Origin of the sequence: Cyanobium sp. Tous-M-B4, from assembly GCF_024345395.1 — a bacterium.
Classification (GTDB): Bacteria; Cyanobacteriota; Cyanobacteriia; order PCC-6307; family Cyanobiaceae; genus Cyanobium_A.
Genome location: NZ_JAGQBA010000005.1, coordinates 1 through 26,382 on the forward strand (window position 1 = coordinate 1; position 26,382 = coordinate 26,382).

The 26,382-nt window shown below is 61.0% G+C and carries 31 protein-coding genes; 16 read left to right on the forward strand and 15 right to left on the reverse strand.

What is annotated here, in order from left to right; translation table 11 throughout:
• Window positions 1-126 precede the first annotated feature (126 nt).
• A complete protein-coding gene (locus KBY73_RS10145; protein ID WP_254936986.1) occupies window positions 127-378 on the reverse strand; it encodes a hypothetical protein in 252 nt (83 codons plus the stop codon).
• A gap of 195 nt (window positions 379-573) precedes the next feature.
• Here KBY73_RS10145 and cysK point away from each other — a divergent pair, with 195 nt between their 5' ends.
• Together cysK and KBY73_RS10155 are read left to right on the forward strand one after the other, a co-directional pair.
• Entirely contained in the window at window positions 574-1,560 is a 987-nt protein-coding gene (gene cysK, locus KBY73_RS10150) for a cysteine synthase A (RefSeq protein ID WP_254936987.1), read from the forward strand.
• A 7-nt stretch (window positions 1,561-1,567) separates the two neighbouring features.
• Complete coding sequence (locus tag KBY73_RS10155; protein WP_254936988.1) at window positions 1,568-4,309, forward strand: cation-transporting P-type ATPase; 2,742 nt, start codon at window positions 1,568-1,570, stop codon at window positions 4,307-4,309.
• On the opposite strand, the gene gorA is transcribed toward KBY73_RS10155, so the two are convergent.
• The 3 genes from gorA to KBY73_RS10170 form a co-directional block, all read right to left on the reverse strand.
• Window positions 4,306-5,649 carry a glutathione-disulfide reductase gene (gorA, locus tag KBY73_RS10160; protein WP_254936989.1) on the reverse strand — a complete coding sequence of 448 codons (1,344 nt, stop codon included), beginning with the start codon at window positions 5,647-5,649 and terminating at the stop codon, window positions 4,306-4,308. The genes KBY73_RS10155 and gorA overlap by 4 nt on opposite strands.
• Window positions 5,650-5,667: 18 nt before the next feature.
• Entirely contained in the window at window positions 5,668-6,666 is a 999-nt protein-coding gene (locus tag KBY73_RS10165; RefSeq protein ID WP_254936990.1) for a DUF389 domain-containing protein, read from the reverse strand.
• Between the two features lie 125 nt (window positions 6,667-6,791).
• Window positions 6,792-8,255: an ammonium transporter gene (locus tag KBY73_RS10170; protein WP_254936991.1), complete on the reverse strand. Its 1,464-nt coding sequence runs from the start codon at window positions 8,253-8,255 to the stop codon at window positions 6,792-6,794.
• Between the two features lie 272 nt (window positions 8,256-8,527).
• Here KBY73_RS10170 and KBY73_RS10175 point away from each other — a divergent pair, with 272 nt between their 5' ends.
• Window positions 8,528-8,869, forward strand: coding sequence for a P-II family nitrogen regulator (locus KBY73_RS10175; protein ID WP_254936992.1), 342 nt, complete (start codon window positions 8,528-8,530; stop codon window positions 8,867-8,869).
• 132 nt (window positions 8,870-9,001) lie between these two features.
• Here the strand turns inward: KBY73_RS10175 and KBY73_RS10180 are convergent, their stop codons facing one another.
• Window positions 9,002-9,520 carry a phycocyanin subunit beta gene (locus KBY73_RS10180; RefSeq protein WP_254936993.1) on the reverse strand — a complete coding sequence of 173 codons (519 nt, stop codon included), beginning with the start codon at window positions 9,518-9,520 and terminating at the stop codon, window positions 9,002-9,004.
• A 93-nt stretch (window positions 9,521-9,613) separates the two neighbouring features.
• On the opposite strand from KBY73_RS10180, the gene KBY73_RS10185 reads away from it, so the two are divergent.
• The 3 genes from KBY73_RS10185 (at window position 9,614) to KBY73_RS10195 (ending at window position 11,809) form a co-directional block, all read left to right on the forward strand.
• The gene (locus KBY73_RS10185) at window positions 9,614-10,870 is read left to right on the forward strand and encodes a glutathione S-transferase family protein (protein ID WP_254936994.1); all 1,257 of its coding nucleotides are present in this window, start codon (window positions 9,614-9,616) and stop codon (window positions 10,868-10,870) included.
• A 6-nt stretch (window positions 10,871-10,876) separates the two neighbouring features.
• Window positions 10,877-11,434, forward strand: a complete 558-nt coding sequence (locus tag KBY73_RS10190) for a DUF2808 domain-containing protein (RefSeq protein ID WP_254936995.1) — start codon at window positions 10,877-10,879, stop codon at window positions 11,432-11,434.
• Window positions 11,435-11,530: 96 nt separating this feature from the next.
• Window positions 11,531-11,809 (forward strand): DUF427 domain-containing protein, encoded by a 279-nt coding sequence (locus KBY73_RS10195; protein ID WP_254937307.1) that lies wholly within the window; start codon window positions 11,531-11,533, stop codon window positions 11,807-11,809.
• 1 nt (window position 11,810) lies between these two features.
• Here the strand turns inward: KBY73_RS10195 and KBY73_RS10200 are convergent, their stop codons facing one another.
• From KBY73_RS10200 to KBY73_RS10215, 4 genes are all read right to left on the reverse strand, one after another.
• Window positions 11,811-12,284 (reverse strand): SgcJ/EcaC family oxidoreductase, encoded by a 474-nt coding sequence (locus KBY73_RS10200; RefSeq protein WP_254936996.1) that lies wholly within the window; start codon window positions 12,282-12,284, stop codon window positions 11,811-11,813.
• Window positions 12,285-12,328: 44 nt separating this feature from the next.
• Entirely contained in the window at window positions 12,329-12,565 is a 237-nt protein-coding gene (locus tag KBY73_RS10205) for a hypothetical protein (RefSeq protein WP_254936997.1), read from the reverse strand.
• 104 nt (window positions 12,566-12,669) lie between these two features.
• Window positions 12,670-14,838 carry a glutamine synthetase III gene (locus KBY73_RS10210; protein ID WP_254936998.1) on the reverse strand — a complete coding sequence of 723 codons (2,169 nt, stop codon included), beginning with the start codon at window positions 14,836-14,838 and terminating at the stop codon, window positions 12,670-12,672.
• A 125-nt stretch (window positions 14,839-14,963) separates the two neighbouring features.
• The gene (locus KBY73_RS10215) at window positions 14,964-15,359 is read right to left on the reverse strand and encodes a Hepatitis C virus core protein (protein WP_254936999.1); all 396 of its coding nucleotides are present in this window, start codon (window positions 15,357-15,359) and stop codon (window positions 14,964-14,966) included.
• 52 nt (window positions 15,360-15,411) lie between these two features.
• Between KBY73_RS10215 and arsS the strand changes: the two genes are divergently transcribed.
• The 4 genes from arsS (at window position 15,412) to KBY73_RS10235 (ending at window position 18,118) form a co-directional block, all read left to right on the forward strand.
• Window positions 15,412-16,425 (forward strand): arsenosugar biosynthesis radical SAM (seleno)protein ArsS, encoded by a 1,014-nt coding sequence (gene arsS / locus KBY73_RS10220; RefSeq protein ID WP_254937000.1) that lies wholly within the window; start codon window positions 15,412-15,414, stop codon window positions 16,423-16,425.
• A 134-nt stretch (window positions 16,426-16,559) separates the two neighbouring features.
• A complete protein-coding gene (locus tag KBY73_RS10225; protein ID WP_254937001.1) occupies window positions 16,560-16,967 on the forward strand; it encodes a PilZ domain-containing protein in 408 nt (135 codons plus the stop codon).
• Complete coding sequence (locus KBY73_RS10230) at window positions 16,964-17,557, forward strand: hypothetical protein (RefSeq protein ID WP_254937002.1); 594 nt, start codon at window positions 16,964-16,966, stop codon at window positions 17,555-17,557. Before KBY73_RS10225 ends, KBY73_RS10230 begins: the two co-directional genes overlap by 4 nt.
• A 72-nt stretch (window positions 17,558-17,629) precedes the next feature.
• Window positions 17,630-18,118, forward strand: a complete 489-nt coding sequence (locus KBY73_RS10235) for a LexA family transcriptional regulator (protein ID WP_254937003.1) — start codon at window positions 17,630-17,632, stop codon at window positions 18,116-18,118.
• A gap of 123 nt (window positions 18,119-18,241) precedes the next feature.
• Here KBY73_RS10235 and KBY73_RS10240 read toward each other — a convergent pair whose 3' ends face one another.
• Entirely contained in the window at window positions 18,242-18,565 is a 324-nt protein-coding gene (locus KBY73_RS10240; RefSeq protein WP_254937004.1) for a hypothetical protein, read from the reverse strand.
• A 149-nt stretch (window positions 18,566-18,714) separates the two neighbouring features.
• Between KBY73_RS10240 and KBY73_RS10245 the strand changes: the two genes are divergently transcribed.
• On the forward strand, window positions 18,715-18,879 hold the full coding sequence (locus KBY73_RS10245; protein WP_254937005.1) for a hypothetical protein: 165 nt from the start codon (window positions 18,715-18,717) through the stop codon (window positions 18,877-18,879).
• A 39-nt stretch (window positions 18,880-18,918) separates the two neighbouring features.
• Window positions 18,919-19,584 carry a phosphoribosyltransferase gene (locus KBY73_RS10250; RefSeq protein WP_254937006.1) on the forward strand — a complete coding sequence of 222 codons (666 nt, stop codon included), beginning with the start codon at window positions 18,919-18,921 and terminating at the stop codon, window positions 19,582-19,584.
• A 2-nt stretch (window positions 19,585-19,586) separates the two neighbouring features.
• Here the strand turns inward: KBY73_RS10250 and KBY73_RS10255 are convergent, their stop codons facing one another.
• The 5 genes from KBY73_RS10255 to KBY73_RS10275 all read right to left on the reverse strand — a co-directional run bounded on the left by KBY73_RS10255 (window position 19,587) and on the right by KBY73_RS10275 (window position 23,152).
• The gene (locus KBY73_RS10255; RefSeq protein ID WP_254937007.1) at window positions 19,587-19,748 is read right to left on the reverse strand and encodes a hypothetical protein; all 162 of its coding nucleotides are present in this window, start codon (window positions 19,746-19,748) and stop codon (window positions 19,587-19,589) included.
• A 421-nt stretch (window positions 19,749-20,169) separates the two neighbouring features.
• Window positions 20,170-20,607, reverse strand: a complete 438-nt coding sequence (locus KBY73_RS10260) for a hypothetical protein (protein ID WP_254937008.1) — start codon at window positions 20,605-20,607, stop codon at window positions 20,170-20,172.
• 32 nt (window positions 20,608-20,639) lie between these two features.
• Entirely contained in the window at window positions 20,640-21,470 is an 831-nt protein-coding gene (locus tag KBY73_RS10265; RefSeq protein WP_254937009.1) for a sulfite exporter TauE/SafE family protein, read from the reverse strand.
• Window positions 21,470-21,997 carry a rhodanese-like domain-containing protein gene (locus KBY73_RS10270; RefSeq protein WP_254937010.1) on the reverse strand — a complete coding sequence of 176 codons (528 nt, stop codon included), beginning with the start codon at window positions 21,995-21,997 and terminating at the stop codon, window positions 21,470-21,472. Before KBY73_RS10270 ends, KBY73_RS10265 begins: the two co-directional genes overlap by 1 nt.
• 18 nt (window positions 21,998-22,015) lie before the next feature.
• Window positions 22,016-23,152 (reverse strand): rhodanese-like domain-containing protein, encoded by a 1,137-nt coding sequence (locus KBY73_RS10275; protein WP_254937011.1) that lies wholly within the window; start codon window positions 23,150-23,152, stop codon window positions 22,016-22,018.
• Between the two features lie 109 nt (window positions 23,153-23,261).
• Between KBY73_RS10275 and KBY73_RS10280 the strand changes: the two genes are divergently transcribed.
• Genes KBY73_RS10280 through KBY73_RS10295 form a run of 4 tightly spaced genes read left to right on the forward strand, consistent with a single transcriptional unit; the run spans window position 23,262 to window position 26,303 of the window.
• Window positions 23,262-23,582, forward strand: coding sequence for a helix-turn-helix transcriptional regulator (locus KBY73_RS10280; RefSeq protein WP_254937012.1), 321 nt, complete (start codon window positions 23,262-23,264; stop codon window positions 23,580-23,582).
• Window positions 23,583-23,631: 49 nt separating this feature from the next.
• Window positions 23,632-25,182, forward strand: coding sequence for a carboxypeptidase M32 (locus KBY73_RS10285; RefSeq protein ID WP_254937013.1), 1,551 nt, complete (start codon window positions 23,632-23,634; stop codon window positions 25,180-25,182).
• A 30-nt stretch (window positions 25,183-25,212) separates the two neighbouring features.
• A complete protein-coding gene (locus KBY73_RS10290) occupies window positions 25,213-25,800 on the forward strand; it encodes an inorganic diphosphatase (RefSeq protein WP_254937014.1) in 588 nt (195 codons plus the stop codon).
• Window positions 25,801-25,814: 14 nt separating this feature from the next.
• Entirely contained in the window at window positions 25,815-26,303 is a 489-nt protein-coding gene (locus KBY73_RS10295) for a L,D-transpeptidase (RefSeq protein ID WP_254937015.1), read from the forward strand.
• Window positions 26,304-26,382: the final 79 nt, after the last annotated feature.

Consider the following 26,382-nt stretch of genomic DNA (forward strand, 5'->3'; position numbering starts at 1 on the left):
GACGGAATCCCGTCGAGCGCAAGAACATTGCGCAACACAACTGTAACGGAAGATTGCGGCTTTGGTGAGAAGGCTGGTCAGGGGGCGCCAAAGCCCTGCTGATGAAGCCCATAAGTACCGCTGATGTCAGTTGCTGGTCTGGCTGCTTGCTCCCGCCCCAGCCTCAATGCCTAAGGAGCGGCAGGCCCCAATCGGGTCAACCCCAGGGGCCAAGCCCAAGGCCTTGCGCAGGGCATCGAGTTGGCTTACCGACTGCAGATCGATGTTGTTGACCATCTGTTCACAGGCGAGCTTCTTAAGAGCCTGGCCATCAGGACGACCACAGGCCGAAGTCAAGCTGAGCACCACAAGTGCACCTAAGCAGCCGAGCTTTCCCACCAAAACCAGATGATTACCTTGGCCAAGGGTGGAAAAAACAAAGCCCATTTGGGTCTGGTCGGACTGGGCTCATCTGGTCAAGCGGCAGCTGGAGACCCTTCATCTTCAAAAAGGCCTGTAAATACCGGCTAATTCCTGCTGTTCACTCGGCAGACCATCCCTAGGGTGCGACAAGAGAATGGCTCCCCTAAACGGATGACGAGCATCTACGCCGACAACAGCCTCACCATCGGCAAAACCCCCCTGGTGCAGCTCAATCGGGTCACCGAGGGATGCAAGGCCCGCGTTCTGGCCAAGATTGAAGGTCGCAATCCTGCTTTTTCGGTGAAATGCCGCATCGGTGCCGCCATGATTTGGCGCGCCGAGCAGGAGGGTCTGCTGGGGCCTGGCAAGGAGCTGGTGGAGCCCACCAGCGGCAATACCGGTATTGCTTTGGCTTTCGTGGCCGCCGCCAAGGGGATCCGCTTAACCCTGACGATGCCGGAGACCATGAGCCTGGAGCGCCGCAAATTGCTCACGGCCTACGGCGCCCACCTCGTTCTCACTGAAGGAAGAATGGGCATGCCCGGCGCCATCGGCGCTGCCAAGGAAATGGCAGCCTCCGACCCCAGTCGCTACGTCCTTCTGCAGCAGTTTTCCAATCCGGCCAACCCCCAGATCCACCACGACACAACCGGCCCTGAAATTTGGACAGACACCGAAGGATCGGTGGATGTACTCGTGGCTGGAGTGGGCACCGGCGGCACCATCACCGGCGTCAGCCGTTACATCAAGGGCACCCTGGGCAAGCCACTGGTTTCGGTTGCAGTTGAACCCAACAACAGCCCAGTGATCAGCCAGGCCAAGTCAGGGCAGGAGCTCAAGCCCGGTCCCCACAAGATCCAGGGCATCGGCGCTGGCTTTGTGCCCGCCAACCTCGATCTGGACTTGGTGGACCGGGTCGAAACCGTTAGCGACGAGGAGGCGGTGGCCATGGCCCGCCGGCTGATGAAGGAAGAGGGAATCCTGGCTGGCATCTCCTGTGGTGCTGCAGCCACGGCCGCCCTGCGGCTAGCCCGAGAGGAGGCCTACGCCGGCAAAACCATCGTGGTAGTGCTGCCCGACTCGGGCGAGCGCTACTTGAGTTCGGTGCTGTTTGAAGGGGTGTTTGACGAGAAGGGGCTTGCCCCACCATCTAGCTGAAGCCGCCATGCAGCTCTCTGCAAGCCAGCCGATCTGGAGCATCCCAGCGCAGGCAGTGCCGGCAGCTCTGCAGTGCACACTCCAAGGCCTGAGCGACTCGGAGGCCCAGCGGCGGTTAGAGAGGTTTGGAGCCAATCGCCTGCCAAGCCAGCGCCGCCGTTCCCTGCTGCTGAGGTTTGTTGATCAACTGGTGCACTTCATGGCCCTGCTGCTCTGGGTGGCTGGGGCCCTGGCGTTTGCGGCGGGCACGCCCCAGCTGGGCTGGGCGATTTGGGCGGTGGTGCTGGTCAACGGTTTGTTTTCCTTTTGGCAGGACTACCAAGCCGAGCGCACCCTGACGGCACTGAAGCGGTCCTTACCGCGCCAGGTGCGGCTCTGGCGCAACGGTGAACTCACCGAGCTTGATGCCGAGCTGCTCGTGCCAGGCGACCGAATCCTGCTGGAGGAGGGAGACCAGGTGCCCGCCGACGCACGCCTGATCCTGGCCAACGAACTCAGCCTGGATCTCTCGGTGCTCACAGGCGAATCGCAGCCAGTGGCGCGCCATGCCGATGCCATCGACTCACCTCCGGCAGACAAAGTTTTCCTGATTCCGTCCCGGGAGCGGACCAATCTGGTTTTGGCGGGCACCAGCGTGGCAGGCGGTCGCGGCGAGGCGATCGTCTACGCCACGGGCGGTGAAACTGAATTCGGCCATGTGGCCCACCTCACCTCCGCCACAACCAGGGGCATCAGCACCTTGGAGCAGCAGGTGGGCCACATCGTGCGCACCATCACAGCCATCGCCTTAACCATGGGGGCGATCACCTTCAGCCTCAGCCTTCTGTTTGTGGGGATGGGTCCCCTCGAAAGCCTTGTGTTCGCGGTAGGCATCATCGTTGCCAACGTGCCCGAGGGCTTGCTGCCCACGGTCACCTTGGCCCTGGCGATCAACGTTCAGCGTATGGCCAGTCAGAAAGCACTGGTACGCAGGCTTTCAGCCGTGGAGACCCTCGGCTCGGTAAGCGTGATCTGCAGCGATAAAACCGGCACCCTCACCTGCAACCGCATGGCGGTGGAGGAGATGTGGCTGCCCCAGGCAGCCGAGAAGCCAGGGGCTGATCGAGGTGCAGAAGCCGAGCTGTTGCTAGCGGCCTGCCTTTGCTCAAACGCCCAAATAAAAGCCAGCGCTGACGGCAGCAGAGCCCTAGGCGACCCCACTGAAACCGCCCTGCTGCTGGCAGCCCAGGCTCGAGATCTGGGCCTCGAGGTGCATCAGCAGCGCCATCCCCGCAGCCGGGAGTTGCCATTTGATTCCCATCGGCGCCGAATGAGCGTGATCGTGCCCACCGATTCCGGTCTGCAGCTGATCACCAAGGGGGCACCCCTGGAGCTGCTAGAGCGCTGCAGTACAGAGGACCGAGCCCAGGCAGTGGCCGCCAACGACGACCTTGCTTGCCGCGGCTACCGCGTCATCGCCGTAGCCCAGCGCCGGCTCGAGTCCACAGAGGAGCATGCCCCAGCCGATCAACTGGAGCAAAAGCTCAGCTTGTTGGGCTTGATCGCCCTCTACGACCCGCCCCGGCCGGAGGTACCCGAGGCGATTCGCCAGTGTCACCAGGCGGGCATCAAGGTCACCATGGTGACTGGTGACTACGGCCTCACCGCCCAAGCGATAGCTCGCCAGATCGGCCTGCTGGATATGCCGGCCAAGGGCAACAACCACGCCCAGGCCGACCCGGTGCGGGTGATCCAGGGCGACCAGCTCGAAATGATCAGCGATGTGCACCTGCGCCAGCTGCTTAAAAACCGCAATCGGCTGGTGTTTGCCCGGATGGCTCCGGAGCAGAAGCTACGGCTCGTACAGGCCTATCGCTCCCTCGGCGAAGTGGTTGCGGTAACTGGCGATGGAGTCAATGATGCACCGGCCTTGCGGGCGGCCGATGTGGGCGTAGCTATGGGCCTGGTAGGCACAGATGTAGCCAGGGAGGCTGCCGATGTGGTGCTGCTAGACGACAACTTCGCCACGATCGTCACGGCGGTGCGCTTTGGCCGCGGCGTGGTGGCCAACATTCGCAAGTTCCTGCCCTACGTGCTGGCTAGCAACGTCGCCGAGATGGCTCCGTTTTTAGCCATGGTGACCCTGCAGATCCCGGCGGCCCTAACGGTGCTGCAGATCCTGGCTGTGGATCTGGGCACCGATTTACTTCCCGCCTTGGGGCTAGGAGCCGAGGCGCCTGAATCTGGATTGATGCGCCAACCGCCCCGGCGTCGCACAGCGTCGCTGCTGGATGGGCCCCTGATGCTGCGCGCCTATCTGGTGCTGGGCCTGAGCGAAGCCGTGGTGTCGATGACGGCCTACCTGCTCAGCTGGCAGCAGCAGGGTGTGGGCTGGGCCGAGCTCAGGCTGGCAGCGCCCCTGCTGCTCCACGGCGAGGCCGGAGCAGCGCTTACGGCCAACCAACAGCAGGCCTCAAGTGTGGCCTTCAGCTGCATCGTCGCAGGCCAAATCGGTGTGGCGATGGCCTGCCGCAGTGAGCATCGCTCTGCCTTCGGCAGCTTGGTGGAGCAGGGCTGGCGCCGCAATCCCCTGCTTTGGCTTGGCATAGCAGGGGAAATACTATTTACAGCCCTACTTCTCTACTGGCCGCCCCTATCTCGACTGGCTGCAATGGTTCCCCTCGACAGCCGAGCCCTGCCTCTAATCCTACTGGCGCCGTTTGTGGTGATGTTGGCGGATGATTGGCGCAAAAGCCGGCTCCCTGCTTAGTTCGGCATGGTCACAAACTCCTCGGCAACCGAGGGGTGCAGGGCCATGGTGCGATCGAAGTCCGCCTTAGTGGCGCCCATGCCGATGGCAATTGCTGCCATCTGAATAATTTCAGCGCTGTGCTCGCCCACCATGTGACAACCCAGCACCTTGCCGGTTTCCAGTTCCACTACCAACTTGAGCAATACCCTGGGGCCCCGGCCAGGTAAGGCTTGGCTCATTGGCCGGAAACGGGCCCGATGCACCCGCACGCCCCCTGGGCCGTGGCGCAGGATCGCCTCCTCTTCGCTGAGTCCCACAGTGGCCAACTCCGGCTGACTGAACACCGCACAGGCCACCAGGCTGTGGTCTACCTGGCGCGGGCTAGCGCCATAGACACTGTCAGCAAAGGCCCGCCCCTCATCAATGGCAACCGGGGTGAGGTTGATGCGGTCGGTGACATCGCCAACTGCATAGATATGGGGCACGTTGGTGCGCTGGTCGCTATCCACCGGAATGCGATTGGCCTCAGTGGCGATAGCCGCTGCCTCAAGGCGCAGGCCCTCCAAAAAGGGGCGCCTTCCGGTGGCAAGCAGCACCCCACCGCAAGGAATGAATTCGCCAGCCTCGGTGTGGACGCTGAGGTTGCCGTCACTGCCAGTGATAGCTGCAGGACTGTGGGCAAAGCGAATCTCAATACCCTCCTGCTCCATGCCCTCTTGAACAGCCCTGGCAGCTTCAAGATCAAAGCCCCGCAGCAAATGATTGCCGCGTACCAGCTGGGTCACGCCCACGCCAAGGCCATTGAGGATGCAGGCGAACTCACAGGCGATGAAGCCTGCTCCTACCACCACAATTCGCTCTGGCAACTGCTCCAGCAGAAACATTTCATCGCTCATCCAGCCCAGCTCTGCCCCTGGAATCGCTGGCCGCTGGGGCCGCCCCCCCACCGCGATCAAGATGCGCTCGGCCCGCAGGCGACGCTCGCCAACGGCAATGGTGTGACCGTCTTCAAAGCAGCCCCAGCCGCGCACCAGCTCTACCCCTGCTTTCTCAAGAAAGCCGAGGTGCAGCAGATTGAGCCGATCCACTTCGGCGCGCACATTGGTCAGCAGTGTGCTCGGGTTGCGGCGAATCCCCTCGATTTCCCAGCCATAGCTGGCTGCATCGGCAAGCAAATGTTTGTAAGCGGAGCCATAAACCAGAAGCTTTTTGGGCACGCAGCCGCGGATCACGCAGGTGCCTCCCACCCGATCGCCCTCCACGATCGCCACCCGGACGCCATAGCTTGCGGCCCGTTTGGCAGCAGCTAGACCACCCGAGCCGGCACCAAGCACCACCAAATCGAAGTGTTCGTTCATGGGCCGGTTGCTTCTTGCTCAGTACTTCCCATCATCTCGGCTGCCTGGACCAATGATGTCAATGGCGCTGCGCTGCACCACCAACTGATAGCGCTGCGGCTGCTTGCTGTTGATGAATTGCTGCACCGCCGCCACTTGAGCGGGGGTGGGCAGATCAGCACGATTGACCCGCACAGAGGCACGAATCAATGGTGGTTTGCTTGTCCAGTCGATGGTGATGCCAACCAGCTGGGAATCTCTGCCAATGGTGATAGTTTCAGTTTTGAGGCTTTTGGCAATCGACTCTTCAATCCGCCGCTGGGCTAGCTGCCGCTGGGATTGGCGCACTAGCTGCAGAAAACTGTTGCTGAGTGGCAGCAGTAGCACCGCCGTAAACAGCAAACTCACCAATCCCATCTGACTGCGCCACAGACGCCTGCGCAGCTGCGGCTGGGTGGCAACCAGCAGCAGCAAGGCGCCGCTAAGAATGCCCAGCAGGTTGGTAACAAACAGCAGCCCGGCGCCACGGGCTGCTTGCCATTCGCCTGCGGAGAGCAGCAGCCCTAAAACGCAAACTGGCGGCACCAGTGCCACCGCGATGGCGGTGCCTACTAAGGATGAAACGGCCCGGCTGCGGATTTTGGCGTAGACCGCCGCTGCACCCGCCACCAGGGCAATGCCCAAATCCAGCAAGTTTGGGGAGGTGCGGGCAGCCACCTCAGCTCCAAATACCGGCATACCCACGCCAGCCCCCACTAGGGCAGAGAGCGAAACCGTGATCGCAAAGCCCGCGGCAAGGGTGAGCAGCGAGCGGCCAACTAGGGCCGGATCATGCAGCATCCCAAAGGACATGGATCGCAGCGGCAGTATCCACGGTGCAATGACCATCGCCCCGATCACCACTCCAGCGCTGTCTGCCAGCAATCCGAAGCTGGCAATCAGGGATGCCGAGAGGGTCAGAACCAAAAAATCGGCATCTAAGCGGGCATCAGCCTCAAACTCTGCTGCCAACTCTTCGAAGCTGAGGCTATCGACCATCTCGGCGTCGCAGAGGGAACGCCCATAAAGATAGCCACAGTCGATCTGCCCAACTAAAAAGCCCACAGCGGAGCTGCGGGCTGACTAAAGGCTTCGAGGCCTAGCTTGAAACAAAAAGCGAATACTTACTTTGCCGAGGTGGCGAAGTCTGGATAAGCCTCCATTCCATGCTCACCGATGTCGAGGCCGATAACTTCTTCGCTCTCGGTGACGCGAATACCACCAAAGAGGGCGCCGATAGCAGACCAGACTATCCAGGATGAAACGATTGCGAAAACGGCAAAGGCTGCCGCACCAACAAACTGAATGCCAAGTTGACTAAAGCCGTGGCCAGTCAGCAAACCCTTGTCCACATTGAACAAGCCCACTGCAAGGGTTGCCCATACTCCGCAGACGCCGTGAACGGAGAAGGCGCCAACAGGATCATCGATCTTGATGCTGTCGATGAAAGCAACTGAGAACACCACTAGAGCGCCTGAGATAAAGCCAACTACCCAGGCGCCAGGCATGGAGAAGCCATCACAGCCTGCAGTAACACCTACCAAGCCGGCAAGAATGCCATTGATGGTCATGGTGAGATCAGGCTTGCCGGGGCGCTTGTCAGGTCCCATCCCAGGCAGCTGGGATGCCAGGGTGCCAGAAATTGCGCCACCTGCAGCCCCAAGGGTCGTGGTCACAGCGATGTAAGGAACCTCAGGTGCCATGGAAAGCCAGGAGCCAGGGTTAAATCCATACCAACCAAGCCAAAGGATCAGAGTTCCTAGTGTTGCAAGCGCCAGGTTGTGACCAGGAATGGCTTGGGGCTTGCCATCAACAAATTTGCCAATACGGGGTCCAAGAAGCATGGCCCCGATCAACCCAGCCCAAGCACCGAAGGAGTGCACCACAGTTGAGCCAGCAAAGTCGATGAAACCAAGCTTGTTCAGCCAGCCTTCACCAACGTTCCACTGCCAGGAACCTGCGATCGGATAGAGAACTCCGACCAAAATCAGTGAGAAGATAACAAATTCGCCAAACTTTATCCGTTCTGCAACCAAGCCTGAAACGATTGTGGCAGCAGTGCCAGCGAACGCAGCCTGGAAGAGAAAGTCAACGCTTGGTACCAGTTTGCCATCGGTAACCATCTCAGGCGTGACGGTTGGATCGAAGAACAAACCACCAAACTTGAACCAACCTGGAATTACCCAGCTGGCGTTGTACATGATCTTGTAGCCGATGAACCAGTAGGCCGTAACCGCCAAGGCGAAAACGATCAGGTTCTTAGCGAGAATGTTGACGGCATTCTTGGAACGACACATGCCGGCTTCCACCATGGCAAAGCCGGCGTTCATGAAGATCACCAAGGCGGCGCAGATCAACAAGAACATGTTGTTGGCCAAGAAGGCCGGAGTGAGCTCGGGAAGCTCGGCAGCATGGGCCGCCAGATTGAATACACCTAGGCCAAAAAGTGCTAGGGGTACGCAGGCAAGCCATACAAGCGTGCGGCTGTTGCCGAAACCTTTGATACTGCGCAGCAGCATCATCGGGGCCTCGGAAAGACTGGCCTCTTGAAGGCGCTTGCGCCGGGGAGGGGTGGAAGCAATGGTCATGGGCAGATCAGAGGGACGGCTGCTCAGGTTGGGGATTGTCGAGATCCCATCGCCAAGAACAATGCGCTTTCATTGCGGGATGGGATGTTCGTTTTGATACCGAATCAGCCTCCGCCTCACCGCGGCACCAAGACGACTGCCTTGAAAGCATCAAAAATGTTCATTGCAAACATTTCGAGCGGCGGCGACCCGGTCCGGGCCGTGCTTGCTGCGGTTGCTACAAAAAGCCTGGCTGGTTGTGGCTAGATATCCTCAAGACTTTCTCTGACCACATGAAACAGATCCAAGCCATCATCCGCCCCGAAAAGCTTGATGCCGTCAAGGATGCTCTTGTTAGCATCGGCATCAATGGCATGACAGTTACCTCCGTCCAGGGCTTCGGCAAGCAGATGGGCTACGCCGAGGTCTACCGGGGCGTCAAGGTTGAAGCCCGCCTGCTAACCAAGACCATGATCACGGCTGTCGTGACCGATGCGGCCCTTGCTGGGGTGGTTGAGGCGATTAAGTCCGCGGCTCAAACCGGCGAGATCGGCGACGGCAAGATCATCGTTATCCCTGTGGAAGCTTCCATCCGGATTCGGACTGGCGAAATAGGCGATGTCACGCTCGATTGAATGATTATATCTTAGACAAGCGGAAGTCCACATTTTAGCCAGGTCTTTTCTTCGAGAAAAACCTATTTCAAAAATACGCCGCCCAATCTATTGATTGGGCGGCGTTTAACTTTGATTATCCAGAAGTTGCAATCAGCCGACTGCAGCAGCAGCGCGGTCGAAGTAGGTGCCAACTTCGGACATCAGGGCGGAGCAATCGCCAGGGGTGATGCCGTTGCGATCGTTAGCGATCGAGATAGCAGCGTCCTTCATTTTGCGAACGCCTTCTGCCACGGAAGCGCCAGGAACGCCGAGGGCGAGGTAGGTCTCACGCAGGCCGTTGAGGCAGCGGTCTTCCAGCACGGAAGCATCGCCAGTGAAAACGGCGTAGGTGACGTAGCGGAGGATGATCTCCATGTCGCGCAGGCAAGCAGCCATGCGGCGATGGGTGTAAGCGTTGCCGCCAGGAGCGATCAAGGCGGGCTGCTGATCGAAGAGATCGCGAGCAGCGTTGGTAACGATGGCAGAAGCGTTGGAGGTGATGCGGTTCACCGTGTCCATGCGCTTGTTGCTTTCGGCAACCATCGATGCGAGGGCATCGATCTGGCCGGCGTTGATGAATTCGCCACGGGCATCAGCCTGGGCAACAACCTTGGTGAAGGCGTCGAACATTGGAGCTCTGTTATGGAACTTCGCTTTCGAACCTTAGATAGGCCACCGAGCACCCCGCGAGCTCCTAGAACCAAGGCTGCTGCAGCGATAGGGATGGCGTCGACAGGCCAGGAAGTGCTCGATTGGCACGAGCTCGAACGCCTCGGTGCGTCCCCAGCCGATCCAGTCAACGGTCCCACCAGCGCCCAGGCCCGGCTGCGTTTGTTTGGCCAGCCGGAGGAGGCAGTGCGGGTCACCCTGTTCCGCGACCACCATGCCTGGTGCCCCTACTGCCAGAAGGTTTGGCTCTGGCTGGAAGAAAGGCGGGTGCCCTACCGGGTGCGCAAGGTCACGATGTTTTGCTACGGCGAAAAGGAGGCTTGGTTCAAACGGCTGGTGCCTTCGGGGATGTTGCCGGCGCTTGAGCTCGATGGCCGCCTGATCACCGAGAGCGATCGCATCTTGGAGGCCCTTGAGGCAGCCTTCGCTCCCTTGGGATTGGGCATGAACGATCCGGCGGTGCTGCCCCTGCGCCAACTTGAGCGCCTGCTATTTCGTGCCTGGTGCCAATGGCTCTGTAGTCCGGGGCTGCGGCCCGCCCAGGAGCAAGCTGCCAAGGCGGCTTTTCAGCGCATTGCAGCCAACTTTGAGCAGGCGCTCAGCCAGCACAGTGGGCCGTTTCTGCTTGGCGAGCTAGGCACCGCTGATCTGGTGTTCGTGCCTTATGTGGAGCGCATGGCAGCAAGCCTGGCCTACTACAAGGGTTTTCTGTTGCGCAGCGAGCATCCGGCCATTGGCCGCTGGTTTGAGGCGCTGGAGCAGCGCCCCACCTACCTCGGCACCCAGAGCGACTTCCACACCCATGCCCACGACCTATCGCCCCAGATGGGTGGCTGCTATGCCAGCGGAGACGCCAACCAACAAGCGCTGGCTACCCAAATCGATCGGGGCCCCTGGCCCCTGGGCAGTCCCGACCCGGAAACCAGCCAAGCCGAACCGGACAATGCGGCAGCTTTTGCACTCAGCCGGGTGATCAAGCACCGAGCGGCGATTCTTTGCCGCAGCCCCCTGGGAGCGGAAAACTTCGATGTGCCGCTCCGTACAGCTCTCACTGCCCTGATACTCGCCAAGCCCCTGCCAGCACCGCCGGTCTCTGCCCCTGCCCTGCGCTATTTACGCGATCGGATCAGCGTGCCTCGGGACATGCCGCTTCATGCGGCCCGGCGCCTGCGCCAGGCACTGGAAACCACGGCCAGCCTCGATCCGCTGGCTGGCACAGCCCAGGGAGAGCCGCTCCCTGTTGCCCATCGCCGTGATCAAGACCCCAAGCCATTTCTCCAGGCTGCCCCTAGCGTTTTTCCAGTCGCCTAGCTCCCTATGAACCTGGCTCGACTTCGCCGCCTTGCCCTTGGAGTGGCCCTATCTGCCTCGATTGGTTCAGGGCTGATCAGCAATGGCCGAGCCCTTGAGCTCAAGGGGTCTACGTACTTCACCAGCCCCCCCTGGAAGGTGGATCTGGTGAGCTACTACACCACTATTTTCGAGCCTTTTGCCGAGTACTACTTCACGATCAGTCTCGATGCCGATGCCGGTGCCGCCCTCGGCCGCCTCACCATTCAGCAGACCCGCGGGGTCGACAATCGCTTCCCATTTGCTGTGGAGCGCACCGAAGCCTTTTTGGGCCGGCCACGCCAGCGAGGCCAGCGGCTGCCAGTTCAGGCCGAGTTTGATGCTGCTGCAAGGCAGTTCAGCCTCACCTTTCCTGAACCAATCCCCCCCGGCTCCACCTTCACCGTGGTGCTCAGGCCCTGGAACAATCCATCCTTTTCTGACACTTACATGTTCCAGGTGACGGCCTATCCAGCCGGCCCCAACCCCTCGCCAGCGCCGGTGGGATTTGGCACCTTGCGGATCTACGACCCCGATTGGCGCTGAAGCCAGATTCAAGGCCCTTCTGGCCCCTCACCCTGCTGCCCCTCAACCTGCTGCCCCTAGTTGCCACAATTGGGACTTGATGGCCAAGTGACGCCGATGCAAGCCCAGTGGAATGGTCAGGTGATTGCCAGCAGCGATGACATCGTCAAGGTCGACGGCAACGCCTATTTCCCTGCCGCCGCCCTTGACCCCGACTGCATTCGCCCCTCCACCCATACCAGCGTGTGCGGCTGGAAAGGCACGGCTCACTACTACGACCTAGTTGTCAATGGCCAGGTGAACGCCAATGCTGTCTGGTTTTATCCAGAGCCCAAGGAGGCCGCTGCCAACATCCGCGGCCGCGTGGCCTTCTGGAAGGGAGTGCAGGTGACCTGAATCAGCTGGGTAGCAAGGAGGAGTGGTGATGGAGGATCCGCCACTGGCCATCCTCCAAGCCATACACAAATGTGTAGCGGGCTTCCACCGTGGCCTCTGGGTCGTGGAGGGTGAATCGGTAGGTGCCCGCATCGACGGCCCCATTGCAACCCAATCGGATCTGACGGTGCGTGACGCTGCCACTGGGGTGGCGGGCCAAGAAGGAGCTGAAGTAATCAGTGATGGCCTCGGGTGTCTCTCGCAACTCACTAGAGAGAGTCGGCAGCAGCAACGCATGGTCGCCATAGAGCTGGGCCACTTGGGCCGGATCGCCAGTGGCTAGAGCCTGATTCCAGCTTTCAAACCAGCCTTCCACCTGCCGCTCATCGAGGGGGCTGCAGGCGGTTTGGGGGGCTGGCTGAGCACTGGGGTAAGCATTGGCCTCAAGTGCGTGCACCGGTGTGGCGATCAGAGCTACGGCAAGGGCTAGGGCCAAACTGCAGGGCTGGAGGCCAGCCTTGAAGTGGCGAAGCAAAGGATTCAGCAACCTGGAAATCGCAGGGTGCGCCAGTCGCCGCTGGCAGTACTCACTTCAACGCCAATCTCCACAGGTCCTGAGCTGCCACCGCAGTGGACGTTCCACCAGCCAATCGCTTCGCTCCATGCGGCATCGAGGGATTCGTAGAGGTCGTCGAGCACTGGATGGGGGGCGCCCTGACGATCGACTAGGCGGTAAATCCGCACGTGGCTGGGGGATTGGGTTCGCACTGCTGGCATGTCTGGCTTCGCTGCTCTACTGATAATCATGGCCCTTGTGCCAGATCGAAACTGTCACCTTCACAACATCTTCCGGTGTTGCAGGTTGCTGTGCCTCCAGGGCATCAGCGCATAAAAAGCATCTCCTGGTAGCTGGGCAGGGGCCAGAGACCGTCGTCGACCAAGCCCTCCAGACCATCCACCGCCGCACGCAGGTCGCCGATTAGCGGCATCAGGCTGTCGGCGCAGTGACGCATGTGGGCTTCGGTGCCGTGAGGCGCGGCATGTAGGGCCTGATCGAGACTCTCGCAACCGTTGTTGAGCTGCTCAAGCAGCTCGCCCAACTGATTGCGCAATTTGAGATTGGGATGCAAGCCCATCGCCTGCTGCTCCTGCAGGGCCTGGCCCAGCTCGCCTAGGTAGCGCACAGCCGCTGGATATACCTGGGTGCGAGCAATCTGCAGGGCCAGCTTTGCCTCCACTTCAATCGCCAGCACGTACTGCTCCGCGTACACCTCAAAGCGGCTCTCCAGCTCCACCGCACTGAGCACTCCCTGGCGCTCAAACAGCTCCCGCACCTCCGGGCGCTGCAGCACTGGCAAGGCATCGGCGCAGGTGCGCAGGTTTTCCAGGCCACGCTCTTCGACAGCCAGACGATGCCATTCGCTGGAGTAGCCGTCGCCGCCAAACACCACGGCGCCGTGCTCGCGCATTACCTGCTGGAGCACGTTGAAGGCCGCTTCGCCTAGGGCGGTGCCGCTGTCGAGCTGACTCTGCAGCCGATCTGCAATCCAGCCGATCGAATCGGCCAGGACCGTGTTCATCGCCACTAGGGGCCCGGCTACCGATTGGTTGGAGCCAACGGCGCGGAACTCAAAGCGGTTGCCCGTAAAAGCAAAGGGTGAGGTGCGGTTGCGATCGCCGGGGTCCTTGGTGAATTCCGGCAGGGTGTCCACCCCCAGGGTCATCACGCCGCCCTTGGCGGAACTCTGCAGGTTGCCCTCGCGGATCTGGTTGAACACATCCTCGAGCTGGCTGCCCAGGTACATCGAGATGATCGCCGGCGGTGCTTCGTTGGCACCAAGACGGTGGTCGTTGCCGGCGGTGGCGATAACGGCCCGCAGTAGGGGCCCGTAGCTGTGGACGCCGCGAATCACGGCGGCGCAGAACAGCAGGAACTGCAGGTTGTCGTGGGGCGTTTGGCCCGGGTCGAGCAGGTTGCCCTGGGTGGCGTTGCCGATCGACCAGTTGACGTGCTTACCCGAGCCGTTGATCCCCGCAAAGGGCTTTTCGTGCAGCAGGCAGGCGAAGCCGTGCTTTTTGGCCGTGGCCTTGAGCACGGTCATGGTGAGCTGCTGGTGGTCGGTAGCGACGTTGGCGGCTTCGAAGTAGGGCGCAATTTCAAATTGTCCAGGTGCCACCTCGTTGTGGCGAGTCTTGGCGGGAACGCCCAGGCGGTAGAGCTGCTGCTCCACGTCCTGCATGAACACCTGCACTCGCTCGGGGATGGCGCCGAAGTAGTGGTCGTCGAACTGCTGGCCCTTGGCGGGCGGGGCGCCAAACAGGGTGCGGCCAGCGAGGAGCAGGTCTGGGCGCAGGGCAACGAAGGCGTTGTCGACCAGGAAATACTCCTGCTCGGCGCCGCAGCTGGAGTTCACCGGAGCAACTTCGGTTTCACCAAGCAGACGCAGCAGGCGCTGGGCCTGGCGATTCATCGCGGCGTTGGAGCGCAGCAGCGGCGTTTTTTTATCTAGGGCCTCACCGGTCCAGGAAACAAAAACGGTGGGAATGCAGAGGGTCACCCCATTGGGGGTCTGCATCAGGTAGGCGGGGCTGGTGATGTCCCAAGCGGTGTAGCCGCGGGCCTCAAAGGTGGAGCGAATGCCGCCATTGGGGAAGGAGGAGCCGTCGGGTTCGCCCTGCACCAGCAGCTTGCCCGTGAATTCGGTGATCACTCGACCATCACTTTTGGGCGAAATGAAGCCGTCGTGCTTCTCGGCCGTGGAGTTGGTAAGTGGATAAAAAACGTGGGCGTAATACAGAGCTCCACGGCCGCTGGCCCAGGTCTTCATGGCGTCGGCCACGGCGTTGGCCAACGACAAATCGAGCTTGCCGCCTTCCCGGATCGTGCGTTGGATCGACTTAAAGATGCGTCCAGGCAAGGCCTCCTTCATCGCCTGGAGGCCGAATACGTCGCTAGCCCACAGCTCATCGAAGGGGGCAGCAGCAGTTGTCGCCACCGGGCGTCGCCGCTGAATCTGCTGGAGGGCGGCGTAACGATGCGAGCTGGGCATGGGATCGATCTGAAAATGCTTTATGTGGGCATCCAATGCGGCAATCCCGCCCCCTTGTGTAGCCGTTGCTACAAAAACCACTCCCGCGCTCGAGGGCTTGTTGCTATGGCGACAGACTGGACAGCTCAGATCAAGTAGCGGCGAATGCTGGGCCGACTCCAGAACACCAGCGCAGCAGTGGTAGCCGCCCAAAGCAGACCAGACAGCACTGCGGTGAGCAATCGCCCCTCACTGAGCAGCGCCATGCGCACGATTCCGTAAGGCAGCCCAATCGCCAGGGCCATAGACAGGGCCACGATCGCCAGGATCTGGCCCCATGCACGCCACTTGAGCAGGGCGATCGAGGCCACCAGGCCCACCACGGCCGTGGGCAGTACGGCACTAGCGCCCACAACGAGATTGGCCGTGCGCCAGGTGGGATCTAGCAGGATTACCGCCAGGCCTAGGGGGATGGCCAGACCATTGGCCACCAAACCCAGGCGAGCCAGGGTCACGTAGCCGCGGGGGGGCTGCTGCAACATCGCAAACTCGGTGCCAGCGACTCACCATGCTCGTTCATGGGTAGGCGGCAGGATGGTGGTGTTCGCAAATGGACGGGGATTGCAACTCCATTCCGCCCCGCCCCCAACAGGGGCCCAAGGGCCAGCAACGGCCTTCCCGCCGCTGCAACGGGGACCCCTGACAACCCTGCAGGTAAACCTCGGTTACCGCTGTAACCAGGCCTGCAGCCACTGCCACGTCAACGCTGGACCATCCCGTACCGAAATGATGGATCTGGCCACCCTGGACCTGATCCCGCCGGTTCTAGCGGCTCGTCAGCTGAGCTGCCTCGACCTCACCGGTGGAGCGCCGGAGCTCCACCCCCAGTTCAGGGAGCTGGTGGTAGCTGCCCGCCAGCTTGGCGTCGAGGTGCTCGATCGCTGCAACCTCACGATTCTGTCGGAACCCGGCCAGGCTGATTTAGCCCGGTTCCTGGCGGATCAGGGCGTCACGGTGGTGGCCTCCCTGCCCTGCTACGCCGCCGAAAACGTTGATCGCCAGAGAGGCAGCGGCGTGTTTGAGCGCAGCATCGAGGCTCTACGCCAGCTCAATGCCCTTGGCTATGGCCAGCCAGGCAGCGGGCTAGAGCTGCAGCTCGTCTACAACCCCCAGGGGCCAGACCTACCCCCTCCCCAAGCCCAGCTGGAGGCCGACTACCGCCGGGTGCTCGCCGCCGACTTCGGGGTGGTGTTCACCAGCCTCTACGCCCTTGCCAATATGCCGATCCAGCGTTTTGCCAGCTGGCTCCAAGCCCAGGGAAAGCTGGAGGCCTACCAAGCCCTGTTGCAAAACAAGCACTGCGGCGCGAATCTCGAGCAGGTCATGTGTCGCTCCCTGATCAGTGTCGACTGGCAGGGCTGGCTTTATGACTGCGATTTCAACCAGCAGCTTGGTCTGAGCGCAGCTGGCCGGCCCAGGCGCCACCTGGGCGAACTGCTGGGCTGGGATCCGCAGGGGGATGCGGTGGCAGTGGCAGATCATTGCTTTGGCTGCACCGCCGGAGGGGGCTCCAGCTGCGGCGGCGCCCTAAGCCGCGCCGCGGGCTGAATGCCACCTGGCCACGATCAAAATTTTCAGCCTTTTCTCAGTTGGCTTTTCGAGTCGCTTCAGTAAGATGCGAAAAAATTACTGGGTTATGCGCATGCGCGGATGTTTACCAATATCCGCCTGCATTTGACTGAATGCCTGATCCTTCCCCAAGGAATGAGGAGCGACACATTGTCCCCTCAATCAGCATGACGATTCAGATCGAATTTCATGTCGATCCAGTGCCGTTTATTGGTCGCCTTTGGGATGTGAGCGCCTCTGGTGCCTGCCTGCTGTTTCCCATCCGCGAGCCTGTTGTGCCTGGCTTGGTCGGCACCCTCACGATTCACCACCCCACCTTCGGAGATCCGATCCGGCTGCGGGCCAGCTCCCTCTGGGTCGATCGGTTGGAGTCAGCCTCCTATGTGGGGGTGCGCTTTCTTGAAACCGTCGACTTCAACACCACCTTTTTGAGATTTTTGATGCGCCGCAGCGGTGGCCACACGCCCGTGGTTGGTTTTGGCGACCTTCGCTCTGGCACGGCATTCGGCGGCTTCAGTTGAGCAAGCAGCGCCTTGGCCCAGCCCTACTGATACCCCTTGGTCTGGGCTGGCTTCTGGCCAGCTCTGCCCAGGCCCTGCAGCGCCTGGTGGATCCAGTAGCGGTCTGCGTGGTGGCCCCCCGGGTGGAGCCGGTGACAGAAGGAGATGCCATTGGCGTGGTGCCCACACCCATGCCCCTGCTGGTCGTGGTCGAACCCCTGTTGGAGCTCCGCATCGAGCGCCAGGGCCTGCTGGCCTGGCAGCAGCTTGCGCCTGCCGAGCGCCCCTTGCGAGCCCCCCTGGCCTGGCCCCTGGCCCCCATTGCCCCCGGCGAGGTGGTGCTGCTGCGCCTGAGACCTGAGCAGGCGGCAGAGGGCAGCTTTGCCCAAGTGCAATTAGTGGGTGCAGACGCCGAGCGGATGGCCCGCACCGCGGCCCTGATCCTCTCCCTAGGCCAGAACCCCCCTGCCTGGCTGGCAGCGATTGAAACGGCTCTGGAAGCTGGAGATGTGTCGCTGGCCTGGGCCCTGCTGTTTGAACCCCAGCTTCCCGACGCAGCCGATCTAGTCGCCCTGCGCAACGAGGTGGTGCGCAGGGGCTGCGGCGACTGACGCGCCACTACGGCGCCGATCAATACACGCGTACTATTTTTTGCGCTAGTGTGATGGCCTTCGGGGATTGCCATGGCGAGCGATCTGATCTGGCTTGGTCCCTTGCAGCCATCGCATCACGACCTCGAGCCCCTGCTCCTGCCCCTGGCCGGCGAAACCGTGGCCGCAGGCTTTCCCAGCCCTGCCGATGACTACATCGAGGCAACGATCGATCTAAATGGAGCCCTGATTCCGCGACCGAGCTCCACCTTTTTGATGCGGGTAGACGGCGATGCCATGCGCGGGGATGGCATTCACCACGGCGATCTATTAGTGGTCGACCGCAGCGTGGGTCCCCGTTCGGGCTCCATCGTGGTTGCTGTGCACGAGGGGCGCTTTCTGCTGCGGCGACTGGAAGGGGCACCTGCCCATTGGCGCCTGGTGGCCAGCGATGCCACTAGCCCAGCCATTGCCCTGCAAGGTGACGATCCCGACCTGCTGATCTGGGGCGTGGTGATCCATGCGGTACATCACCTTTGGAAGCCATCGCCGCAATCGCGAGTCCGAGGAAGCCGCTTTTAAGCGTTCACCAGAAGCCTTTGGAATAAAGCCATAGGCCTAGCAATCCCATTGGCACAAACACTGCGCCAAGGATCTGCAACTTGACGGTGCGCGGAGATGGCTGGTTCGGACGAGGCATGGTGGTCAGGCTGAGGGGGAGAACAAAATCGGGCGGTAGGTGGGCCGAGCGGAGGGCGAAAGGCTCCACTTCACCCGGCAGGTGAAGGTGGCGTATTCACCTTTGATGGCAGTTGAGAGCCGCATGGCCGTAGCGGTTGCATTGGCTGGCATGCGGTATTGGGCCTGATTGCAGGAGTCCACTTCCGAGACGTCCGAGCTGTATTCAACGGTGCCACTGGTGGGCGCGTCCTTGGCGTCTGTTTGGCCAGCTTGGGCTGCGCAGGGAGCAAGCAGGGAAGTGGTGGTGCAAAGGGCCAACAGACAGGGAAAGGCAGCAATGCGGCGCATGGCTAAGCGTCAAAGTCTTCCTGTAATAGCCGAAGAGACGCAGCCGCGCCTAGGCGAGCAGCCAGTGCGGCAACCTGGCCCAGCAACGCGCTTAGGGCGGCTCTGATCCACGGATGCACTAAAAGAGATTTGGATTGCCATTTCCCATTATGAATCTGCGCAGCCGCCGCATTTTTCTGACAATTCTTGTCGTGGTCATCGCAGTGGTGGTGGCGGGTTTGGCAGCAGGAGCGCTGGTGAGCTTTCCTGCCTCATTACTGATTCCCTTGCTGCTTATGGCTGCGGCCACAGCCCTCTTTTACATCTGGGCCTAAAACCAGGGTCTAAAACGGATTAGTCGCGGCTGGCAGAACATGATTTTGCATCCACCTCGATGGAGCAACCGCCATCAGGCAGGCCTGGAACTGGCTGAGCGGCTAAAGATCAGTGCGGGGTGCGACCATGACAGCACAGTTATTGGCTTGCCACGTGGCGGGGTTCCGGTAGCCGTCGCCATTGGCAGGCAATTGCGGCTTCCCGTGGCCACCTGGTCGGTGCGAAAGGTGGCCGATCCCCTGCAACCCGAGCTCGCGATCGGCGCTATTTCGGCAGGGAAGGTTGCGGTATGGCGAAATGGCCAAGCAGCGGTGCGGCGTCAGGAGCAGGCCCTCAGCGAGGGCTGGCTCCAGCTGCAGGAGCGGGAATTAGAACGGCGGCAAAAGCTCTTCGGCGATCCAAGCCCGAACCAACTGCGTAATCGCCATCTGATCGTGGTAGACGACGGGATTGCCACTGGGATGAGTGTGCGAGCCGCCCTGCTATCCCTGCGTCAGGCCGAGCCGCGCAGCATCACATTGGCAATTCCTGTGGCGGACTGCGCGGTGGCAAACCAACTGGGAGAGCTAGTCGATCAACTCGAAATCCTGTTGCTGGTGGAGCGACTCCAATCAGTGGGCATGTGGTACGGAACGTTTAACCAGCTCGAAGATCGCGAGGTGCTTAATCTTCTGGCAGCGGGAACACCCGAAGCGCCCAGCTGAAATCACTGCTTGCCCTTGACCTCAAGATCGTGGGCACCCTTTTGCAAAAGGTAGGAATGGATAGCCTCTTTCAAGACGACACCAAGTTTTTTGCCCTCGAGGATGGTTAAAAGTTTCAAAGCTCGATGCTCTTCCACCGATAGCTCAACGGTAATTCTCGGCATGACTGCGAAGGTATCTGGACCGATCAGGCAAATCTATGCCAATACTACCGGAGGATGTGCAATCGGATATCAACACCTCAACGCCAACGCTTCGCTACAGGAATGTGAGATGATGCGTGCGGGAAATAGCTAGTTTAGTGAATTAGTGACAAGGCATTAATGCAAATTCTGTAATGGCGCTCCAGTGTTCCCTAAAAGCGTCGCTGGATTCCAAGTTGCCAGGCCGTGCGGCAGCCCCCCCCCCGTCAAGTCAGTGCTGCCAGTGGGTCTAAAGCTAGTTTCATTAAAGCTAGAGCTTTAGGGATGAATAATTATCATCAGGGTTTATCGGCCATGCCAGCTAATGCAAAATATAAAGACAGCTACGGTTGCGACAAAGGCAAAATAAAGTAGCCAGCCGGCCAATCAAGCAGGCATTTCTTCAGTCATGTTGGCGCCACCAGTGCCAGCCTTCAATATTGATCAACAAACCAAGCAGGGTCATCACTGCCATCAGCACGATCTGATCGAGGCGTGCATCTGGCACCAAAATATCTGCCAGAAGATGTAAGATATTGGTAATTGAGTAAACAACACTTAGCCAAAAGTGCAGACGCCTCAACGGCCGCCAGCGAATCCCTGGACCGATAGCGGAATCGGAGAAAGAGATCAGCACGATTACAAGCAATGGCAGCAGAAAATAGCCGAGCATGGCGCTATAAAGCAGCGGCAATGCTACGAGAGGTATTTTGCTGTTGATCTCGGGTGACTGCCCGTGGAATAAGGGCATTAAGCCCAGATCCACGTGGAACAGCATGGCCAGCAACCAGGCAATCCAGAGAGTGATCAACCGCTGGGCATGATTTGTAGTGGAGTGCATGGATGGTCGCGAAAATGGATATGACCCTGAAATCAGTGTGATGAGATCCTGGGGGGATAGCCGGAAATCAATCCAGCGGGTAGGGGCAAGCGCCTGCTGGCCTCCCAGCCGGTGAGCAGGGCCGAGCCAATCAGCAGAGCGGAAAAGCCCAGTCGCAACATCCCTTCCGGCAGTCGGGGAGCGATGTTTTGGCCGATCAGGGCGCCGATGGCTCCCCCGCCAACCAGGGGTAGCAGCAGGGGCAAGTGGGCCGCGGGCCAATGACCTAGGGCCAGTAACGCCACCAACGCATTGGCGGCGATCAGTACCAAGCTGGTGCCGCTGGCCAGCTGCATCGGTAATCCAGCCAGGAGCACCAAAGCCGGCACAATCGCAAAACCACCACCCACGCCGGCTACGCCGGTGAGCAGCCCCACCAAGAAGCCCTGGCCAGCCAAGCCCAGGTTGTTGGTAGCCCCCGATAAGACGCGGCCGCCCGATCCTGAACCAGGCACCGGAACGCAGCAAAGCAGCCAGGAAGCCAGCAGGGCCGCCGCCGAAAACAGCCCCAACTGAACAACCTCAGGGATTAGTCCAGCCTTCACCCAGGAGCCGCCGATCCAGCTACCCACCAAAGCCGGCAGGCCAAGCAGCAGGGCCGCCCGTGGCGCCACCAGGCGGCGGCGCAAATAAGGGCCGATGTTGCCAAGGGCCAGCAAGCTGACCACAAGTAGAGAGAGCGGTACGGCCGCCTGAATAGGAAGGCCGGCCCCAGTGACCAGCAGGGGCAAAAGCAGGATGGAGCCCCCGGCACCGAGCACGGCTAGGAGCAGGCCAATCAGGGCGCCGCCACCCGTTAGCAGGAGCAAGGTGGCTGCTGCCATCAAATCGACACCCGGTTCCAGGGCATCAGGGCCAGCAGGCGGGCCATGCCACAAAAACCACTGATGCCAGCAAACACCAGGCCGGCTCCCACAAACCAGCTGAGCAGAATCCAAGCCGGCGCCACCCAGCTGCCAAGGCCCAGACCGAGCAGCACCAAAGAGCCAGCGGCGATCTGAACCTGGCGCATCAGCGGCAGGGGGGCGTTGTTGAGCCTGCGCAGCGGTAAACCAGCCTGCTGCCAGCTGGGGATGCCGCCATCGAGATCGGCAAGGGGGCTGGTGTGCCCGTGCCGCACCAACTGGGCTAGGGCCTGGGCACTGCGGCGACCGCTGTGGCATACCAGCACCAGGGCTCCTTGCGGCAGCTCGGTACGGCTGAGTCGAGCCAGCGGCACATTGACGCTGCCTTCGATGTGACCGCCGGCGAATTCCATTGCTTCGCGCACATCGATCACGCTGACCCGTTTTTCAGCCAGCTGCCTGGCTAGTTCCTGGGCATTGAGACGGGTATCGAGGTCTGGTTTCATGACTGATAAGGAGGTTGATCAGGTGGAAGCGACGCCTTGCAGCGAGTAGCCCTCATCCGCCCAGCGGGCCAGGCCGCCGTGGAGGTTTGCCACCTGGCTGAGGCCGGCCTTAAGCAACTGCTGGGTAGCTAGGGCCGAGCGGCTGCCGGAGTGGCAGACCACCACCACCGGTTGATTGACGGGAAGTTCAGAGATGCGACCTTCCAGTTCCGGCAGGGGAATCAGCAGGCTGCCCGCCACCCGACCGTCTGGGCCGCCAAATTCCCCAGCCGAACGCACATCCAGCAAGGTGAGGCCATCACGGTGGGACGCCACCCAGGCGGGGTGAAGTTCGGGCAGGCCTGCATAGCTGCGTTGCAATGGCGCCCAACATGGGTTTGCAGCAGCGCTGGTGACGTCCTGATCAACGGGCTTGCCAGAGCGCATGTTGCCCGGCAGGGCTTCGGCGATCCGGTGGGGGTGGGGCAACTTCATGGACTCCATGTGACCAACGAAATCCCTTTCCGTGGCCATACCGCCCAGGCGGGCGTTGAAAGCTTTTTCTTCAACCACCGAGCTGACCGTGCGGCCCTCGTAGTCGTGGCCTGGATAGAGCAAGCAGGAGTCGGGCAGGCTGAAGAGTTGCTGGGTAATCGAGGCCCAGAGGGTATGGGGGTTGCCCTGCTGAAAGTCACAGCGACCGCAGCCCCGCACGAGCAAGGCGTCACCACTGAATGCCATCGACTGATCGTCGAGCACAAAACTGAGGCAGCCATTGGTATGACCTGGGGTGCTGCGCACCTCGAGCCAACGAACGCCAAAGGACAGCCGATCCCCGTGCTGCAGGAGCATGGTCACGTTTTTCGCCTTGGCGGCTGCAGCTAGGCCAATTGCACAGCCAGTGGCCTCGTGCAGCAGCCAGCTGCCGGTGACATGGTCGGCATGGACATGGGTATCCAGAGAGGCCACCAGCTCGAGCCCCAGCTCACGGATTAGGGCAAGATCCCGGCCATGGCGCTCAAACACCGAATCGATGATCACCGCCTGGCGACTGGACACATCGCCTAGTAAGTAGGTGAAGGTGCCGGTCTGGGCATCAAAAAGCTGGCGGAAGAGCAGGGATCCCCCTCCAGCCGCTGCCCGCAGGGAGATCGGCGTAAACGGGGCGACAACCATCGCGGCATTGCAGCTTGTTATGACCATAGCCGCATAAATGCGTCGCGTCCGGGGGTGTTCGGGAGAATGCGTCTGACGACATAATCGATAGATGGCTTATTCCAGCTCGATGCCGTCTCCCCAGTTGCTGGAGGAGTACTGCCAGTTTTTTCGTTTGCTAAGCGAGCCGGCGCGACTGAAGTTGATTTGTCAGCTCAGGGCAGGGCCCATGGATGTGGCAGCACTGATCGAAGCCACTGGCTTCTCCCAATCCCACATCAGCCGCCAGCTCGGTCAACTGCAGAGGGCTGGCCTAGTGAGCTGCGAGCGCGATGGGGTCCGCACGATCTGGAGCGCCGAAGGCGCCTTGGTAGACGAGCTCTGCTCCCTGATTCAAACCCGACTCAAGCGACGTCTGGAGAATCAGCTAGCCCAACTGCAATCAGCCTGAGCGCGCAGGTCCTGAAGCCAGAAGAAGATGGCTCTATTAGACGTTCAACATGGCGCAGGCCCCATCGCCCCTAGATCAGCTGCGGGAGCACCTGCGCCAGAGCCAGCTGCTGGGCTCAATCAGCAGTGCCCTCTATTACGACCAGAACACGGTGATGCCGGCGGCCGGTGCCGAATGGCGTGGCGACCAACTGGCCCTGTTGGCCAGTCAGCTCCACGAACGCCAGAGCAGCCCTGCTTACGCCGATCTGGTCGAGGCGGCGGAAGCCGAGCTGCAAGCCAGCACTCCGGCGGCGGTGCGCCGCAACCTGCAGCTACTGCGGCTTGAGCTAAATCGCCAGCGCTGCCTAGATCCGCAGCTAGTGGCCCAGATAGCCCAAGCCCAGTCGCGCGGCAATGCCATCTGGCAGGAGGCAAGGCGCCGCAGCGACTTCAGCATCTTTGCTCCGGCCCTGGAAAGCCTGATCGGCCTCCGCCGCGAACAAGCGACCCAACTTGCCGCTGCCGAAGCCCAACAGCGCAGCCCCTGGGAAATCCTGGCCCAGCCGTTTGAGCCCGACGTCAGCAAAGAACGGCTGCAGCAGCTGTTTGCCCCACTGCAGGCCGAGCTGCCCGTCCTGCTCCAGCAGGCAGCAGCAAGCCAGCTATCCCCCCTGCCAGAGCTACCCGAAGCCCTGCAGGAAAATCTCTGCACCGAGCTGCTCAACAGCTGGGGCTACGACTCGGCCTACTGCCAACGCTCCCGCTCGGCCCATCCCTTCTCCTGCACCGTGGGCCCCCAGGACTTCCGCATCACCACCCGGGTGGTGCCGGATCAACCCCTCTCCGCCTTCCTTGCCACCGCCCATGAATGGGGCCACTCCTTATATGAACAGGGCTTGCCCCGCACGGGCAACCACTACTTCCCCTGGCCCCTGGGTGAGGCCACCTCGATGGGGGTGCACGAGTCGCAGTCGCTGTTCTGGGAATGCCGCGTGGGCCGTAGCCGCGCCTTCGCCGAGCGTTGGCATCCGCGCTTCTGCACCGGCTTAGGCAGCTACGGTGGCAATAGCGGTGGTAGTGATCCCTGGGGCGGAGCCTTCGGCTTCTGGCGAGGGCTCAATCCCCTGCGGCCCGGTCTAATCCGGGTGGAAGCCGACGAGCTCAGCTACTGCTTGCACATCGTGCTGCGCTTTGAGCTGGAGCTGGCCCTGCTCGAGCAGGACATGCCGGTGGCAGAACTACCCCAGCAGTGGAACCAACGGATGCAGAAGCTGCTTGGAATCCAGCCGCAGACTGACGCAGAGGGATGTCTGCAGGACATCCACTGGGCCGAGGGCCTGTTTGGCTATTTCCCCAGCTATGCCCTGGGCCATCTGATCAGCGCCCAACTCGCGGAAACCATGGAGCGGGAGCTTGGTGGCCCAGGTGCCATCGAGGCCGCGATCGCTGCTGGTCAGGAGAGCAGTCTGCGGGACTGGCTGGCGAGCAGGGTTTATCCCCTGGGCCGCAGCGTCAATGCGGAAGAGCTGGTGGAGCAGGTGAGTGGCCAGAGCCTCAGCGCGGCAGCCTTCCTTCGCTATCTGCGCAACAAGCTGGAGCGCCTGCAGGCAGATACTTAGGATGCTGCTTAGCCACTCAAATTCCGCTTCATGGCGAACATCGACCACGCCCCGAGCCGCACAATGCTCAACCTGTTGCACGTGCTGCCGGCCTTCGCCGATGAAGCCAAGCTGCGTGTCAACGCGATCGTGGAGCTCAACTCCATGACGATCAACAAGTACGAACTGATCACAGAAACCGGCCACCTCAAGCTGGATCGCGTCGGCTACTCCTCGCTGGCCTACCCCTTCGCCTACGGCTGCATCCCCCGCACTTGGGATGAGGACGGCGACCCCCTCGATATCGAGATTGTCGGAGTCACCGAGCCCCTAGTACCCGGATCCCTAGTGGAAGCCAGGATCATCGGCATCATGACCTTTGACGACGGCGGCGAGGTCGACGACAAGGTGATCGCCGTGTTGGCCGATGACAAGCGCATGGACCACATCACCAGCTTCACCCAGCTTGGTGAGCAGTGGGTCACGGAAACCCAGTACTACTGGGAGCACTACAAAGATCTCAAAAAACCCGGCACCTGCAAGGTCAATGGCTTCTTGGAGCCCGTGGAAGCCGTGCGAATCATCAAGGAGTGCGAACGGCGCTATCTCCATATCATTGACACCAAGCTGGTGAACTGAGAGCCCGTATCTCTATGGCTAGCCACCTCAAACCCCTCTGGCTTGCCGCAGCAGCCCTGGCGTTGGCCCCGGCCTGGACTCCTGTCCAGGCCCAAAGCAATAGCCGGGAAATCGTGCTGCAGCTTGACAAGCGCACGATCAGCCTGCGTGAAGGCGGCAAGGTGCTGGGTAGTTGGCCAGTGGCGATTGGCGATCCCAGCACCCCCACACCAGTAGGGCGCTTCTCGGTGCAAAACAAGGTTGTTAATCCCAAATACCAGAGCACCAAAAGCGGCAAGATCAATGCCACCGTCGGACCAAATGGCCCCTTAGGCGATCGCTGGCTTGGATTCCAGAAAAGTGGACCCAACCAGTACGGCATCCATGGCACGCCAAATGCTTGGTCCTGGACGGTGACATCACGCGCAGCCGTGACCAATGGTTGCGTGCGCATGCTCCACGAGCATGTGCGCTCCTTATTTGACCAGGTGGAAGTCGGTACGCCAGTAATCGTGCAGCGCTGAAACCAGCAGATTGTCGGAAAATATTCTGGAGATAACCCCAGCTTTGGCCCCAAGCTGGGGTTATCGGCGTACCTTATAA